Here is a 15,836-nt window from a genome sequence, read left to right as displayed (position 1 = left end):
ATGGTACTGTTGATTATAATTGGGTGCTTTGCAGTTGCATTCCTTGTTGAGCACATATATTATTCATATCTTGATACATTGCCAAAAGATAAAAGGGATGAATTGATTAAAAAGCAGTCAGGAATGAGTTGCAATGTTTGTAGTTGTAATGATTTTGAAGTTGTAGGGATGAAGCGCGGTAGATTGCTGTTTCAGTGCAAACGCTGCAAAAGGATATGCTAATTAAAAAGAATACTGTAAATTTTTAGGGAGATTATTTCATAGTCTCTCTTTTATTATGCTTAAAATTAAGGAGGAAACAGAAATATTGAATGAATTTGTAATTGAATTGTTGGCCTTGTTGGATCAGCAGAAGAGCAAAACACAGATTAATGCCCAGATTAAGGAACTGGAGAAAAGCATACGGAAATTAAGGCTTGTCGGGATTCTGGCGAAAGGCGACACAAAGAATGGAGTGAATCAGACCATCCGACAGATGGAAGGGAACCTCCGGCAGATAAAGATACAGGCGAAGATGGACAGCCGCCAGTTGAACAGGGAAATTAGCAATGCATTGAGGAATGTGTCAGCAAGGGATATTAACCTCAATCTGAACAGTACAGGCGATAGGTTAAACGCACAGGTAAGGCGTACTGTATCACAGGCGAGGGAGTTTGTGAGAAGGAACCCAATCAGCGTAAACATTGATTTGAAGAAAGAAAAACTGATGAACCAGCTTGCCGCATTTACCAATAAGCACACAAAGATAAATGAATCATCTTATTGGCTCCGTGAGGCTGAAAGATTACGCGGTGTAATTGGTTCTGTCACGAACAGGGATGAATTAAGGAATGCAACGGATCAGCTTCAGGTCTTTACCACAGGGGTAAGGGCTACCGGATATGCGGCAGTTTCAACGACAGACCGTATAAAGGGGATGCTTGGGAATGTCGTGAAAATTGGGAATTATTTTGCATTGTCAGCATTGGCTATAAATAAATTCCGCGCATCGCTTAACAACTTGAAAGAGATGGACACGATATACACTGAAATTAGCAAGACCAGTGATTTAAGTCTGCGAAAATTGAATGAACTTGCAGAGAGATCGTATTCCATAGCAAGCAGGTATGGAGTGCTTGCCAAGAATTTTTCGACAAGTTTACAGGAAATGAGCCGCGCAGGATTTGGTGAAAACCTGGCAGAGCCTCTGGCAGAGCTTGCAACGCTCGCGCAATCAGCCGGAGATTTAACGTCAGAACTTGCGAATGATTATTTAATCGCATCCTCGGCTGCTTACGGATATCAAGGAAATGTGGAAAAATTAAATGCGCTCCTTGATTCTCAGAACCAAGTGACGAACCGCAATGCAGTATCCCTCACAGAATTGGCAGATGCAACTAAAGTTGCCGCAAACCAGCTTGCAAATTCAAACATTTCTGAGGATCAAATGACTGCGCTGTTAGGGGCTGGCATTGCAACGACAAAAGAATCAGGGCAGGTCGTTGGCAGGGCTGTTAAGGCAATTGTGATGAACCTGCAGCAGGTGAAGAATACAGAGGAAGGGTTTGAAACAACGGAAGAAGACCTTGGAAAAGTGGAAAGCCGCTTAGATTCCCTTGGGATTAAAATGAAGGAGTTTGTGGATGGGACAACCCGCTTACGCAATCCAATATCCATTTTAAAAGAACTTGCGGAAACATACAATGCCCTCCCTAAAGACAGTGCAGAACGTGCAAATATCATTTCAGACATTGGTGGAAAATATAGGGGGAATGTTTTAAGCAGCATACTTTCTAACTGGTCTACATACACAAAAATGTTAGGCGATTATGAAAATGCGGAAGGTTCCGCTTTACAGGAAGCAGGGAAAAGTGCGGATTCCCTTGAAGGCCGCTTGAATGCTTTGCAGAATACATGGGACAGTTTTGTAGCATCCATTACCAACAAGGATGTGATAAAAGGCGGTGTGTCATTCCTTGACAATGCAATCCAGTCGTTTGAAAAGCTGGGTGACGCAATAGGGGCGATCCCGGTTATCCTCACCACGTTCCAGGCAGGGATGACAGCACTCAATAAGAATTATGGCATAACGCAATTATATAATAAGGATACCCATAAGATAGATTTGCAAGGAAACTTTATGGGGATCAATATTACTGAGTATAAGAAGCAGTTAAACCATTATAGAAATGCAGAAACGGCTATTAGTGGTTGGAATGATGAATTAATAGCAGGGACAGCAGATATAGATAATTTTAATGGAGCAGTTGGAGAAAGCAATGCACAATTAAGAGCATACCTCCAGACAACATCTGTAGAAGCCCCTGCATCATTAGCAGGATACCGCTCCTATCTGGCTTCCTGTGGTGTATCAACGGATTCATTAAGGATCAAAACAGTGCTTTTAAATTCCGCATTAACGTTAGGGTTAAGCCTTGGCATACAGGCAGTTGCAACAGCGGTTTCAAACTTCATCCGTGTGTCAGGCGACGTTGCGCAGAAAGCAGATGAAGTAAGCAACACTTTCAACAGCGCAAAATCCAACATAGACAGCTACAAATCAAAAGTGGAAGAGCTGCAAGCGGTGCTCAATGATTCCAGCTCCTCCATCTCCGATGTCACGGAAGCCCGCAAAAGCCTTATGTTAATCCAGGACGAATTAATTGACAAATACGGCAGTGAAAAAAGCGCAATCGACTTGATTACGGAAGCAGTCAACGGACAGTCACAGGCTTTTGATAAATTAGCGCAGAAACAGTGGCAGGAAGCAAAGAACGAATTCAACGATGGCGGATTTGCAAACAATGCCGCAAACTTTGTCCAAGGATACTCTGATAACATAGACCGCATGTTATCGGAATATGGCGATTATAAAGTGAAACTGGATTTATCCGTGGCCACAACCGGATTAAACCCGAAAGAGATAGAGGAATTCAAGAAATTATTCGAAGACAATGGCATGGAAATCACTTATGGAGCGAAAGGAACAGCCTCCAACAACCCGTTTGTGGAACTGTCCGGGAACGCAAGTGAGATGCATGAAAAACTTCTGGAATTACAGGAAATGTTTTCCGATGCAAACCCATTGTCCACAGATAATTTCAGGAATTACCTGACAGAACAGGCCAATGCCGCAAAAGAGGTATCCGAAAGCTATAAAGAGATGTACGACAGTTATATCCTTTATGATGAAATATCCAAAAATGCGGTTTATGACAGCGCATTCAATGATATTAATGGGGCCTACCAGAAATACCAGGATGCAGCAGTTTTGGGAGAGGAACAGGAGCTTGCAAAAGCGGCGGAGGATTATGCAAAAATAATCATGGATGCGTCCGCAAAAGCACTGGAAAGCGGGGACGCAGGGGTTGCGGATTATTTTAAGTCCATGTACCCGGAATTAAAATCTATGGTGGAACAGTGGGAATTCAAGACAAACATAATCCCTGATTTTGATATAAGCGGGTTACAGGGGAAAACAGAGAATGATGTTCTTGGGATGCTCCAGACAGAGGGCTCACAGGAAGGGGAAGCTGTTTTCAACTCAATTATTGACAAAGCGAAAGAATACGGGATTATTACAGGTGACAATGCCGACGGGATACAGGAAATTTTAGACCTGCTTGTGGAATGGGACATACTCCAACGGGATATTTCGGAAACAGAAACGTCAGAACCGCCATCCTACAAATCCTCCCTGGACGGTGTCCAGTCCCTGTCCGACAGCCTCAAAACCCTCATGGAAGTCTATGACGATGTACAGGACGGAGAGGAATTCGACTGGTCTTCCATCCTGAACAATGAAGATTTTGAGAAAACATTCAGCGGTGCAGGAAAAGCATATGATGATTTTATCAAAACAGTCACACAGAATCCCAAAGACATCCATGCCTGTCAGAAAGCCTTTGACGACCTTGCAACCTCTGTCATCGACAGCAGCGGGATCTGGGATAACCTGACCGCAGAAACAGAAGAAGCCACCATTGCCATGTTAGAAGAGAATGGCGTGGTAAATGCAGCAGAGTTAGTGACAGAAAGGCTTACAGTAAAAGAAGAATATCTTGCCCTTGCAAAGGACAGTGCAGCCCTTGCCGGAAGGAAACTTTCAGACGTGACATGGGAAGAGATTGCATCCTTACTTGGGGAAGGGGAAGCCTCTGACACAACATCCGATTACCTTACAGCCCTTGCCATCTCAAAGATGGACGTAAACAACATAAAAATCAATACCCAGGATGACGTAGACCAGATTATTGCCATTGCCAATGCAGCCGGAGCATCCACTTCCTACATTCAGAATCTTGCAAATGCCTTATTACACTTTAAGAACATGGAATTTGACAACAGTACGTTTCTGGGAAAAGCAGGGAATGCGGCAAAGAATATCATGACAGGAATTACGGAAGAAAAACTGAAACAGGAACTGAGCGCACAGCTGGAGGGCGCACAGCTTGACTCTTCACAGTTTTATGCAAAGTCCGGGGGTACGGGTTCCGGTTCCGGAGGAAGCAGTTCAGGCGGTTCCGGTTCCTCTTCTGCAAAAGAATCCATCGAGACCTTTGACTTTATTGAAACAGCCATCAAACGGATTGAAACAGCCATAGAACGTCTGAAAACAAGGGCGGAAGAAACCTTCCGCAGCTTCACTTCCAGAGGGCGGGAATATAAAAAGGCCATCTCCAATGTCACCAGAGAGATCAATATTCAGAAACAGGCTTATCAGGCTTACATGGCACGGGCAGGCAGCATCGGTCTGGAAGAATCCTGGGCAAAACAGGTCAGGGACGGAAGCATCAACATTGCAGATGTTTCGGACGACGGGCTGAAAGAACGGATCAAAAATTACAAAGAGTGGTGGAATCACGCCAACTTATTCAGCAATGGATAAGAAAAATTCTATCTAATTGTCTGGAAAACCCTTAGAGCCTTATCAACTACAACGAAGGAATGAAACACGTCCATACGTGAAAGTCTGAAAATGATAAGGATTGGGCAACCAGCAGCGAAGCCCCGAACAGGGGAACGTTCAACGACTAAAGGTTTGCATACCGCAGACGAGAGGATAACAAGCGATTGGTTATCCGTAATGGTAGATTGCCTGTTGAGTTAAAATTATATTATGAAATTTTAAACGAATAAGAATAAACAAATGTTCTCTCTACTCTCCTGTCGATTATTGTTATATAATGGAAATTATAAAACGAATGATAGGGGAAATTACTATGGAGACAGAAAAAAATTTCTTAACAGCATTTATAGATGAATCTGGAAGCATTACAAAAACGGACATTGAGCATCATAAATATTTTATAATTGCAATACTGTTCACCAGAAATTCAAAAAGAATAAAAAGGTATTTTAAAAAGGGAATAGCGTCATTGATGAAAAATGCCAATTACAAAGATAAAATGGATAAAAACGGTGAAATTAAAGGTTCGGAAGTAAGTGAAACTAAGAAAAATAAAATATACGACAGAATTGTAAGGAACTGCAAAGATGATTTTGAAATTGGAATTATCGTGTTAGACAATAATTATACTACGAAAGAATTCATTAAAAACCATGCCAGGACATTTAACTACATTACTCAGATGTTTTTTGACAATTCTTTCAGAAATTGCAGCAGATACAGAAACACTGTTACAGATATGCATTTAATTATTGATGAACAGAATATTGCCACTGATGCTGAATATACATTGGATGGATATTTAAATCAACATCTGACAGTTGTAAACCCTATATGCAACCATTTCGATGTAAGATATTCGGATTCAAAAAATCATGCGCTGATACAATTGATTGATTTCATATCCAATACATTTTACAGGAATATCGAAAAACATGACAATACTAGCATTCAGAATGTAAAATTGCTCCAGAATAATTTATGTGGTGGGAGATTCTTTGATTTTTCAACTAACCATGACACAAAATTATTATTGGATGAATAATATAAAATATACTTGACAACACTATTATGGTATGTTATATTTATTTTACCAAGTAATTTCCCTTATACGGTGCATGAGGATGTAAGGCGGCTGTAATGTCGTCCACCATAGGGTTTTGGTAGAAAGGCATTCCAGATATGGGATGTTTTTTCGCTTTACAAGTAAATATATTCATATTTTAAAGAGCAGGGAAATTAATATCCTGCTCTTTTCTTATGCCCAAATTTAAAAACAACACCCAACAGGTAAAAGATATAGTCTGTTCTCATGGGAAACCATGAGGGATTTTTATATCCGGCTGGCCTAGCGAACCAGCTAAACACAAAGATGAAAAAGCCCTTCAATGCCAGGAAAAATTAGAAGAGCTCAAAAAGACCCAGAAAGAATTAGCCCGTGAGAAGATTGAACTCCTCATCACAAAGTACGAAAAACTCCTTACAAAACTGGAGTCTGCAAACAAACGCATTCAGAATACCATGGATTTTAAGGAAACATGGGGATTCTCCACCAATACAAAAGACTATACAAAACTGAATAAAAATGTACAGTCACAGATAAAGAACATTATCAGCCAGAATAAAAAGCTGAAAGAACTCCGGAAGACCGTCACCAAAGGTTCTGAGGCATGGCACGAATACAATGAACGGATCAATGCAAACAACGAATCCATCCAGGAGCTTACAAAGACCATGGCAGAAAATGCCATTGCCTCCGCTTCCCTTGCGGGGCAGAGTGCGGAACGGAAAAACAGTGCAAAAGACACTGCTGATGAAAAGACAGATACCCGCCTTTCCACCGCTTCTTCCGCTTCCGGGAAGAACAGCCTGCTAAACAACAAAGCAAAGAACATTGACGCAAGGCAGAAGAACCTCCAGTCTGCTTATGAAAAGACCGCCAAAGACCGGGCATCCTACGGGAATAAAATCCGGAAGGCCAATAAGAAGGATGTATCCAAAAAGAACCGGAAATATTTCACACAGGCCATTGCAAAGGTAAAAGCCGGAAAGCTCATTTCCACTTCCACGATTAACGGGATTGTAAATGCCATGAAAACTGCAAAGGGGAAGGAATACAAAGAGCTGCAGACCCTGCTCTCCTACTGCAACAGTTACAATGCCAATAAGAATGCGGAAGAGGAAAACAGGCTGAACCTTGAAATGTACGCTCTCACTGCACAGGAAGAAAAGAAAAACCTCCGGCAGGAACAGTTAAGTAACACGCTTGACGCAAACCAGTCCAAAGCAGACCGTCATACCCTGTCCAATGCTGAGAGTACGGCGGCGAAAAATCAGAACATCGACACGCAGACGCGCCAGAGCAGTGCAGACGTAAACGCCTATACAAAAGCGCGGGAAGACGCACAGAAAGACCGTAAGACAGCAGCAGGCAAAGCAAAGTTTTATACAAAAAAGGCCTATAAGAACCTGAAAGACAAAAAGCTGAAGAAACGTCTGGAACAGGCAGCTGCCGCAATCAAAGCCGGGAAGAAAATCAGCAGCGATGCATTAAAGGCGGTAAAGGAATACTGCCAGAAATACCTGAAAAACGACCTGACTTATTATTACAACTGCGAAGCCTATAATGAAGCGGTGGAAAATGAACTGTCTGCAAAAGAGGCAGAAACCCTTGCAAAGGCACAGGCATATGCACAGGCCCTACAGGCAAAACGGGAAAAAGCCGCAAATACGGTGGCAGGAAGGGATACGGAAAATGAACTTTATGCAGCCACTGCCAGAAACCAGACTTCCGCAGGGGCAAAGAACCGGTACGTGGACAGCCAGATTGCAAACCTTTCACAGAATGAAGCAACTTACCGGGCAGCCTACCATGATTCCGTGGCTGATTTTGGCACTGCGAAACATGCGGTAAACAGTGCTTCCGGAAGTGCTGTTGTCAGTGAAATCCAGTCCCTGTTTGTGTCCAGGAATCTCCTGATTCCGGCAGAATATCTGGAACAGGCATACGGGGTGTCTGACAGTTTCGGACTTGCATGTTCCAGCTATAATGAAGCACTGGAAGCCATGAATACCGCAAAGGCAGTCTCTGACCTGTATGAGCAGACAGCAAAAACGGAGCGCGCCGCCCTTGCACTGGAAAAGATGGCCAATATTGAAACAGATTATTCCCATAAGGAAAGCGTTTACAGCCGGAGGGCGGCACGTATCAATAACGCCATGGACATTACACAGGCAAAAGGCTACCAGACCAGTACAAAGTATTATGAACGCCTGATACAGAATGAGGAAGCCACGAATCAGGTGCTTGCACAGGAACGCACCGACCTGGTGCATTCACTGGAAGAATCCGTGAGTACAGGGGCGGTCACAAAGTTTTCAGACGAATGGTATGAAGCCTGCGGAAAGATTGACGATGTGACAGAAGCCATTGAGGAATCTGCGGTTTCCCTTGCGGAATTCCGGAATCAGATGCGGCAGATTGCATGGGACAGCTTTGACTATCTGGAAGGGCGCGTCGGCGACGTCATTTCCGAATATGAATTCATGATAAATGAACTGTCCAGGGAGAAAACTGCGGATGACAGTATCGGATGGATGACGGAGCGCGGAAAGTCTGCGGCATGGCTCCATGCAAACAGTTATGAGACATACCGGAAGCAGGCAGAGGATTATCAGGAGGCAGTTACAAAATTAAACCGGGAACTTGCCGGCGACCCTTATAACAAAACGCTTCTGGAACGGAGGAACGAACTGGTAAAATCCTACCAGGAGGCAGTAAAGGGTGCACAGGATGAAAAATATGCAGTCATTGACCTTTATACCAAAGGATATGAAGCCCTCTCCGGTAAACTGAAAAAACTGGTCAGCGAATACGAACGTCTGCTGGACGCACAGAAAGACGCATTCGACTATCAGAACACCATAGAGGATAAGACAAAGGAGATTTCCGCCCTCCGCAAGCAGATTGAAGCATATGCGGGAGACATATCCGAAGAAACAAAGGCGAAGGTTCAGTCTTTGAATGTCTCACTGGAAGAGGCGGAAAAAGACCTTGCGGAAACACAGTATGACAAATATATTTCCGACACAAAGGAAATGCTCTCGGAATTACAGGAAGACTTTGATGAGGCGGTTCAGGCAGTCATTGATACCCTGTCTGAGAATTTCGGGGAACTGACTGCCGATATGGAACAGACCGCAGGAAATTCCGTACAGACCATCACAGAACATATGACAGGCATCGGCTATATGCCGACAGAGGAATTCCGTGCAGTCCTGAATGAATCCGGAATTTCCGTTTCTGTCTCCGCCATGCTTGCAGAACTGAAAGACTTCCATGGGAAAATGACTGCTTATGTGGACAGGATTGCTTCCGGTGCGGATACGTCCGCTGCGGCAGACGGTACCGGAGCCGGTTCCGGAAATACAGGCGGAGGAACCGCAGGTACCGGGACACAGATACCCGGGCTTCCGGCGGGATGGCAGCCTCCTGTCGGCGGGAAACTCCCAACGACTGTTGTTGATGCGGGAACTGTCAATACAGGGACAGTATTAACACCGGGGAAAGACTCTTCCGCACAGGATGCGGCAATCACGGACAGTTCCGCTTCTGATTCTGCTGCGGTCATGCAGAAAACATCCGCACTCTCCTATCTGAATAAAAATCTGAAGAAAACCAGTGCAAAACGCAGTGACCTTTCCGACATCAACAAAAAGTTCTATGATAAATTCAGCAAAAAAGTCCTGACCACCGCACAGATGAAAGAACTGGCAAAACTTCTGGGTGTAAAATACGACAACCAGAAATCCTCCGGAACCCTGTATAAGAAACTGAAGGCAATCGGGATAAACGGATTTAAGGTCGGTGCCTACAACATCCCTTATGACCAGCTCGCATTCCTGGGCGAGGGAGGGAATGAACTCCAGTTTGACAAAGACAAAGGGGTGCTCCGGGAAGTCGGAAAAGGCGACAGGATATTCACCAATGAGATGACACAGAGGCTGTGGGAGATCTCCCAGCTTCCCACAGACATAATACGAGAGAAGTTTGGAATCCCAGGCATCCCGGCACAGATCACAACGCCAGAGACGCTCCCGGCTTCCATCACGGAAAACAACCAGTATAATGGTGGGGATGTGACTGTAAACATGGGAGGAATCACCATGAACGGGGTAACTGACATGAAAGCGTTTGGTGAGGAAATCAACAGGCACCTTGCCACAGATATTAAAGCGGGGAAAATCATTGACCACCGTATCGGGGGACTGGGCAGGAATCATAATTCATTAGGCGCAAGGAGATTTTTATAAAAGCAGACCGGAAATAAAACAACAGGCAGAGGATATATGCAACCTGCATGAAAGGACATATATCCTCCTGCGTCTGTAAAAAGGAATGATTATTGCAGAAGAATATAATGATAAGCAGATTTACATGAAATTTTATGATCATCAGCAGAAAGAGGGGTTGTACAATGGCAAAAATCACCTTTGCACAGGAGAAAAAGAATATATCAGAAGGGATTTCCACTGATAAATTTGAGCGCAGCATTACACGGATTTCCAGAGAGATCAAACAGCAGAAAGACAGAAAACGTTTTCCTGTACGGAGATATGGGCCCGGAAGCGCGGAAGAAGAACTGAAAGGGATTACAATGCTGGACAGTATTTTATCGCCCTGTGAATTGCTTTCAAAACAAAAGCACGAATAAAATACCACTACCATACAAAAGTCCTGAAATATGGACTTTTATTTTTTTCTTAAAATATATAAAACAGGAGGAAGGCAAACATGTATCTGACTAAAAAAGACAGAAAAATCCGGACACAGCAGAAAACTATAGAAAGACTGGCAGAAGAAAATGAGTGCCTGAAAGAACAGCTGGAATCTTTCAGCCATGGAACAGTGGAAAACAGGATAAAACTTGCAGAGCAGGCATATCAGGAATATACAGAACGGATTACGGAACTGAATGGGCTGAAACAGGAATATGCGGAACTTATTAAGGAAATGAGAAGAGATAAGCTGGAATTGAAAAAGAAATGCAAGTAGATGTATAGGCAAAATTAGTAACAGGGAATCATATGGGACAGCATATGTCTGTCCCTGTATGGCATGATATTTTGTAGAAGAAACAGGAACAAACAGTAAGGGTAACATAGAAGACAGCACATATAACATTTATTATGAAGAGGGAATATTTGAAAAATATATACTTATATGCAGCGGGGGAATCCTGCTGCATTTACAATATAAAACGATACAGAGGTGACATAATATAGGAAATAATATGGAAATGGAAACCCTGCAATATGGGAAAAGCACAGAAATATTGCAGTTTATCATAAATAGTGGTATGCTTGACCTACACGATGTACAGGATAGCATGGAAGCTATGAAGAGAGAGGAAGTATTAAAGAAACATCAATATAAAATCTGGCAGGGCAAGGATGGAAAATGGTATACATATCTGCCGGATGATAGGAAAGGAAGGGTTCTGAAAAAGAAAAGTACAAGAGATAAAATTGAAGATTTGATAATTCAGTTTTATCGCCAGGAAAGGCAAAAGGAAGATAACAAAACATGTACATTTAATAATAGGTATTCTGTATGGGTTAAAAGACAAAAGGATTGTGGTGTTGTAGATAATACGATTTCAAAATATGAATCGGATTATAAACGGTTTTTTGAGGATGGTAATTTAGAAAATAGAAATATTCGTGACATAAACGATGATGACATAACGGCATATTTAATCGAGAGGATAAAAGAAAAGGAATTGAATTACCGTGCAGTCAAATCACTTTTTAGCATGTTAAATGGAATATTTGAAAAATCTGTAAAAGATAAAATCATCACAGTAAACCCATGCAAGTATGTAGATTTACCTGTAATGAAAAAATTTTGTAAAGAGGAAAGGCGTAAAAGCACCTCGGAACGAATTGTATCAGATGAACAAATGAAAAAGTTTTATGAACAATTTGAATATGACCATAAGGTAAAACCGCAATATATTCCAACCTATGCAGTGGAATTAGCAACATTAACGGGTATGCGATCTGGTGAATTATCAGGGCTTATGTGGGAAAATATAGACTTTAACAAAAAATGTATTATTGTTTGCAAATCGGAAAAATATAACAGAAAGAGCAAGGAATATTACATTGACACTACCAAAAATGGGAAAGAAAGAATAATTCCAATGACAGAAGAAATGGAAGTATTGTTAAAGGAAATTAAAAAGGTTGAAACTGTATATGGTTATTTGTCCAGGTATGTTTTCTCTAATGAAAATGGAAGAGTGCATGCAAGGACAATTTCAGATTGTGCAAGGAATAAGAGCATCCAAATTGGGATAGAGGTTAAAAGCATCCATGCAATGAGGAGGACTTTTAATTCCAAATTGAGAAGTGAAGGGGTATCAGCAGTTGTTGCATCTTCCATTTTAGGACATACAGAAAGGGTAAATAATAACAATTATACTTATGATGCTTCAGATATGGATTATAAGAATACAATAGTCTCAAATGTAAATAAGGAAACAGTAATGTTGCATACAGTTGCAAAATAAAAAGGTAATCAAAAGTAATCAAAACAATCAGCACATAAAAAATGCCAAACCCCTTTATTTCCAAAGGAATTCAGCACCTGTAAGAACTGCCGGCAGCGGGACTTGAACCCGCACGTGGTTGCCCACAACAGATTTTGAGTCTGCCTCGTCTGCCATTCCGACACGCCGGCCTGCGGTAATATACCAGACCACACAGAATGAATATCTGTCAGTCTCAAACAAAAGATATATTACCATAGATGTAAGAAAAAAGCAAGTGGTTTTAAGATGTTTTTCTTTTCTCCGTATTTGGAGGAGTCTGCCTGTCAGGAGCGTCCGGCATCTGTTCATGGGGAGTGTCCGGATTTTGTTGGCCGGGAATATCCGGACCCTGTCCCTTCGGAGACTCAGGGGGCTGGAATCTGCCAGGCATTCCGGACGTATTTCCATAAACGGTGGAATCCATGGTGACTTCCGTGTCTGTGGTTCCACAATGGATGGTAAAGGTACTGCCGGATATCACATCAGGGTGACTGAAAACAATACTGTCATATGATTTGGGCGGCGTATAGGAAATTAATGTGTCATTCCGGCTGTTTTTCAGAGATATTTCTGTTCCTGCCTCCTGAGAAGCAAAGGTCACCAGCATGGTTCCCTGAGAGGATGTATCGCCGAAGTTCTGAGCCATGCCGGAAAATCCTGCGGCTGCTGTAATTCCGCCTGTAATCCTGCCTTCTCCATCGTAGTCTAAAGCACTGTTTCCGTTGTTTTCAGAACCGGAGATGTAGAGCTCTCCGCCTTCCACATACAGATTTCCATTGGAATCAATGCCGTCTCCTCCGGCGTCAATGGTCAGGATACCACCTGTGATGCGAATAAAAACAGAGCTGCTTGTCTCAGCGGTATGGGGATCGGCGGGAGAAGATTCCAGGCTGCTGCCAGCAGAGGCATTCAGCCCATCGTCAGAAGATGTGATACGGACGGTTCCATTTTTAATGAGAACAGTTTTTCCCTCAATCCCTTCATAGCATTTATCAATGGTGATGCTTCCATCTTCCAGGGTAAAATCAGCGTCGGTGTGCATGCCGTCATCCTCTGCGGCAATATGAAAGGTTCCCCCTGCAATATAGAGAAATCCCAGCGTGGAATCATCTTTGTCTGCACTGTGTATTCCGTCTTTTCCGGCGGTAATGGTGAAATTTCCGTCGGAAATGCATACACTGTCTTTTCCGCTCAGGCCATGGCGGGCAGCCTGGATGGTGCAGGTGCCGCCGGTTATCACCAGGTCGTCTTTGGAGACAATACCGTGTCCGTAGTTGCTGTAAATATTCAGAGTTCCGGAGCCATTTAAAGTTAAATCGTCTTTTGAGAAAACAGCTCCGTCAATATTATTGTCGTCAATTGCGGTGAATTCACCGGAAGCAGTCAGGGTGTTTTCACTGCCGGGTGCCAGCGTGAGAAAGACTTTATCGGCCTGTCTGATGTAAATGGGAGCGCTGGAGTCGCACTGTATGGATACATTGTCCAGTACAAGCTGTATTTTATCGGTGCTTTTGGCATCCACAATTACCATGCCATGGTCCAGGGAACCGGAGATAAGATAAGTTCCCTCCTGAGAAATGGTAACTGTTGTGCCTGAGACAGCGACAGCGTCCGAATCGCAGGCGGCAGAATCCTGGTTCAGGGTGATGACAACGGCAGACGTTTCATCATAGCCGGCCTCCAGATCCCGCTGGCTGAACAGTTCTTCCGGATTACGGGCTGTGATATTTTCTTCCGGGGAAGAAGGAAGGCTGCTGTCAGAAGAGGCAGAATCGGAAGGATCGGGATCTGTCGCAGGAGTTTTGTTTTCAGCGCAACCTGTCAGGATAAGCAAAAGCACAAGGGAGAGCATATAAACTGTTTTTTTCATGGATTCCTCCTTATTTATAATAATTGGGCAGTGAAAGATTTACAGTTCGCAGGAACCGGTTTCCTGACGGGAAAGCACGATTTCCAGGTTGCCGTTGCGGCACCGCAGGGCGTCAATAAAGTTCTTTTCTTCCGCCGGATTTTTCAGGGTAATCTGCCAGGTGAGTTTGTAAAGGCTGCCCATAGCGGTGGTTTTTACGCTGCGTATTTCATGGCGGGAAGTATAGGTTTCCAGCGGTTCGTCAAATACCTGTGTGTAGTCCAGATTTTCCGGAATGGTAATATGCAGGATTTTATTCCGTTCCGGATGGCGGGGAATACCAAAACCAAAATGGGTAAAGAGCAGGCTGCCGGTGCCCAGAATCAGGGAAAATAAGACAGCATATGAGAGATAACCCATGCCTGCAGTAAGACCTGTGCCCATGGCCAGAAAAATGGCGCAGATTTCCTGTGCGGAGCCGGGAACTGAGCGGAAGCGCACCAGATTGAAAGCTCCTGCCACAGCCACTCCTGCGCCGATGCTGCCGTTGACCAGCAGGATGACGGTACATACAATTGGAGGAAGCAGGGCCAGTGTGACCACAAAGCTCTGGGTATAACGGGCTCCGTAGGTGGAAATCACTGCCAGAAAGATACCTGCTGCCAGGGATACCAAAAGGCAGAGCAGAAAATCCGCAGGCTGAAGAGAAACTCCCGTTTCAAAAATACTTTTAAAAATATCAGGAAACATGACGCAGACCTCCTTTTGAACAGAGCTGTTCCTGTAAAATTGCTTCCCAGGCTTTTCCGTATTTGGAAAAAGAAGTTCTGAAAATGCTGTATTCAGAAAGTGTTTCAGTTAGCCATAAAGGCATGGCTGCGACAGTTTTTATTTCCATCAGGGCTGCGCCCGCCGGAAGAATGGGACTTCCATAGACGGGGCTGCAAAGGGAGAGCTGTTCCCGGCGCCAGAGAATATTTTCGTCAAAAGTAATGCGCAAATCCGGCTCATGGATACCAGCGAAAGATTTCCGCCTGCAGGAAAGGAAGACAGAGGGGGCCAGATTTTCATAAAAATTTCGAAAATAGTCAGTTTCCCGGATAATCTGGGAAGAATCCGGGAAAGGGCGGCCCAGGCAGAGACAGCCTTCCGCCAGAGACAGAGACATGGAAATCCGGCGTTTGTATACCACGGATTTGTATTTTTTCTTCAGTTCCAGAAATACGGTACTGTCAGGACGGGCGGGGCCATAGCTGCGCAGCCGGAGTTTTTCTTTGTAAACAGGTTTTTCCAGAGAACGACGGATTAAAAGGAAATCCGGGGTATCGAAATAGAGACTGCAGACAGTGCTGTCCGGCCAGGCATCTTCTGTCATAAACTGTTTCATGGCAGAGAGGACAGCAGATTTCTGATGTGGATTCAGTAAGTATTTCAGTTCATAACGCTGAAAAATGTTTTGACAGTTCATAAGTGTTCCTCCTGATTTTGAATATAATCAGATTTT

At 43.5% G+C, this 15,836-nt stretch carries 9 protein-coding genes and 1 tRNA gene; 6 read left to right on the top strand and 4 right to left on the bottom strand.

Features of this window, described 5'->3' with window-relative positions; genetic code table 11:
• Positions 1–307 precede the first annotated feature (307 nt).
• The 6 genes from C805_RS17805 (at position 308) to C805_RS17780 (ending at position 12,462) form a co-directional block, all read left to right on the top strand.
• Entirely contained in the window at positions 308–4,867 is a 4,560-nt protein-coding gene (locus tag C805_RS17805) for a phage tail tape measure protein (protein ID WP_016215341.1), read from the top strand.
• 334 nt (positions 4,868–5,201) lie between these two features.
• Positions 5,202–5,933, top strand: a complete 732-nt coding sequence (locus tag C805_RS17800) for a DUF3800 domain-containing protein (protein ID WP_016215340.1) — start codon at positions 5,202–5,204, stop codon at positions 5,931–5,933.
• Between the two features lie 476 nt (positions 5,934–6,409).
• Positions 6,410–10,201, top strand: coding sequence for a hypothetical protein (locus C805_RS17795; RefSeq protein WP_016215339.1), 3,792 nt, complete (start codon positions 6,410–6,412; stop codon positions 10,199–10,201).
• Positions 10,202–10,365: 164 nt separating this feature from the next.
• Complete coding sequence (locus C805_RS17790; RefSeq protein WP_016215338.1) at positions 10,366–10,602, top strand: hypothetical protein; 237 nt, start codon at positions 10,366–10,368, stop codon at positions 10,600–10,602.
• Positions 10,603–10,682: 80 nt separating this feature from the next.
• Positions 10,683–10,943: a hypothetical protein gene (locus C805_RS17785; RefSeq protein ID WP_016215337.1), complete on the top strand. Its 261-nt coding sequence runs from the start codon at positions 10,683–10,685 to the stop codon at positions 10,941–10,943.
• A 238-nt stretch (positions 10,944–11,181) separates the two neighbouring features.
• Positions 11,182–12,462 (top strand): tyrosine-type recombinase/integrase, encoded by a 1,281-nt coding sequence (locus tag C805_RS17780; RefSeq protein ID WP_016215336.1) that lies wholly within the window; start codon positions 11,182–11,184, stop codon positions 12,460–12,462.
• Between the two features lie 87 nt (positions 12,463–12,549).
• On the opposite strand, the gene C805_RS17775 is transcribed toward C805_RS17780, so the two are convergent.
• From C805_RS17775 to C805_RS17760, 4 genes are all read right to left on the bottom strand, one after another.
• Positions 12,550–12,632 (bottom strand) — tRNA-Leu (locus C805_RS17775).
• Positions 12,633–12,724: 92 nt separating this feature from the next.
• Positions 12,725–14,353, bottom strand: coding sequence for a carbohydrate-binding domain-containing protein (locus C805_RS17770; protein WP_016215335.1), 1,629 nt, complete (start codon positions 14,351–14,353; stop codon positions 12,725–12,727).
• Between the two features lie 39 nt (positions 14,354–14,392).
• Positions 14,393–15,082, bottom strand: a complete 690-nt coding sequence (locus C805_RS17765; protein WP_016215334.1) for a DUF4956 domain-containing protein — start codon at positions 15,080–15,082, stop codon at positions 14,393–14,395.
• Positions 15,072–15,800: a polyphosphate polymerase domain-containing protein gene (locus C805_RS17760; protein ID WP_016215333.1), complete on the bottom strand. Its 729-nt coding sequence runs from the start codon at positions 15,798–15,800 to the stop codon at positions 15,072–15,074. The genes C805_RS17765 and C805_RS17760 overlap by 11 nt, the downstream gene beginning before the upstream one ends.
• Positions 15,801–15,836 lie beyond the last annotated feature (36 nt).

It is taken from the genome of Eubacterium sp. 14-2 (assembly GCF_000403845.2).
In the GTDB taxonomy this organism is placed as follows: Bacteria; Bacillota; Clostridia; order Lachnospirales; family Lachnospiraceae; genus Petralouisia.
Note: the sequence above shows the minus strand (reverse complement) of the source record. Positions and strands in the feature narration are given on the sequence as shown.

Excerpts from the sequence above, each read along its gene's own strand:
- C805_RS17795 (WP_016215339.1), top strand. The coding sequence starts at position 6,410 with ATGGATTTTAAGGAAACATGGGGATTCTCCACCAATACAAAAGACTAT.
- C805_RS17785 (WP_016215337.1), top strand. The coding sequence starts at position 10,683 with ATGTATCTGACTAAAAAAGACAGAAAAATCCGGACACAGCAGAAAACT.
- C805_RS17765 (WP_016215334.1), bottom strand. The coding sequence starts at position 15,082 with ATGTTTCCTGATATTTTTAAAAGTATTTTTGAAACGGGAGTTTCTCTT.
- C805_RS17770 (WP_016215335.1), bottom strand. The coding sequence starts at position 14,353 with ATGAAAAAAACAGTTTATATGCTCTCCCTTGTGCTTTTGCTTATCCTG.
- C805_RS17790 (WP_016215338.1), top strand. The coding sequence starts at position 10,366 with ATGGCAAAAATCACCTTTGCACAGGAGAAAAAGAATATATCAGAAGGG.
- C805_RS17800 (WP_016215340.1), top strand. The coding sequence starts at position 5,202 with ATGGAGACAGAAAAAAATTTCTTAACAGCATTTATAGATGAATCTGGA.
- C805_RS17780 (WP_016215336.1), top strand. The coding sequence starts at position 11,182 with ATGGAAATGGAAACCCTGCAATATGGGAAAAGCACAGAAATATTGCAG.
- C805_RS17760 (WP_016215333.1), bottom strand. The coding sequence starts at position 15,800 with ATGAACTGTCAAAACATTTTTCAGCGTTATGAACTGAAATACTTACTG.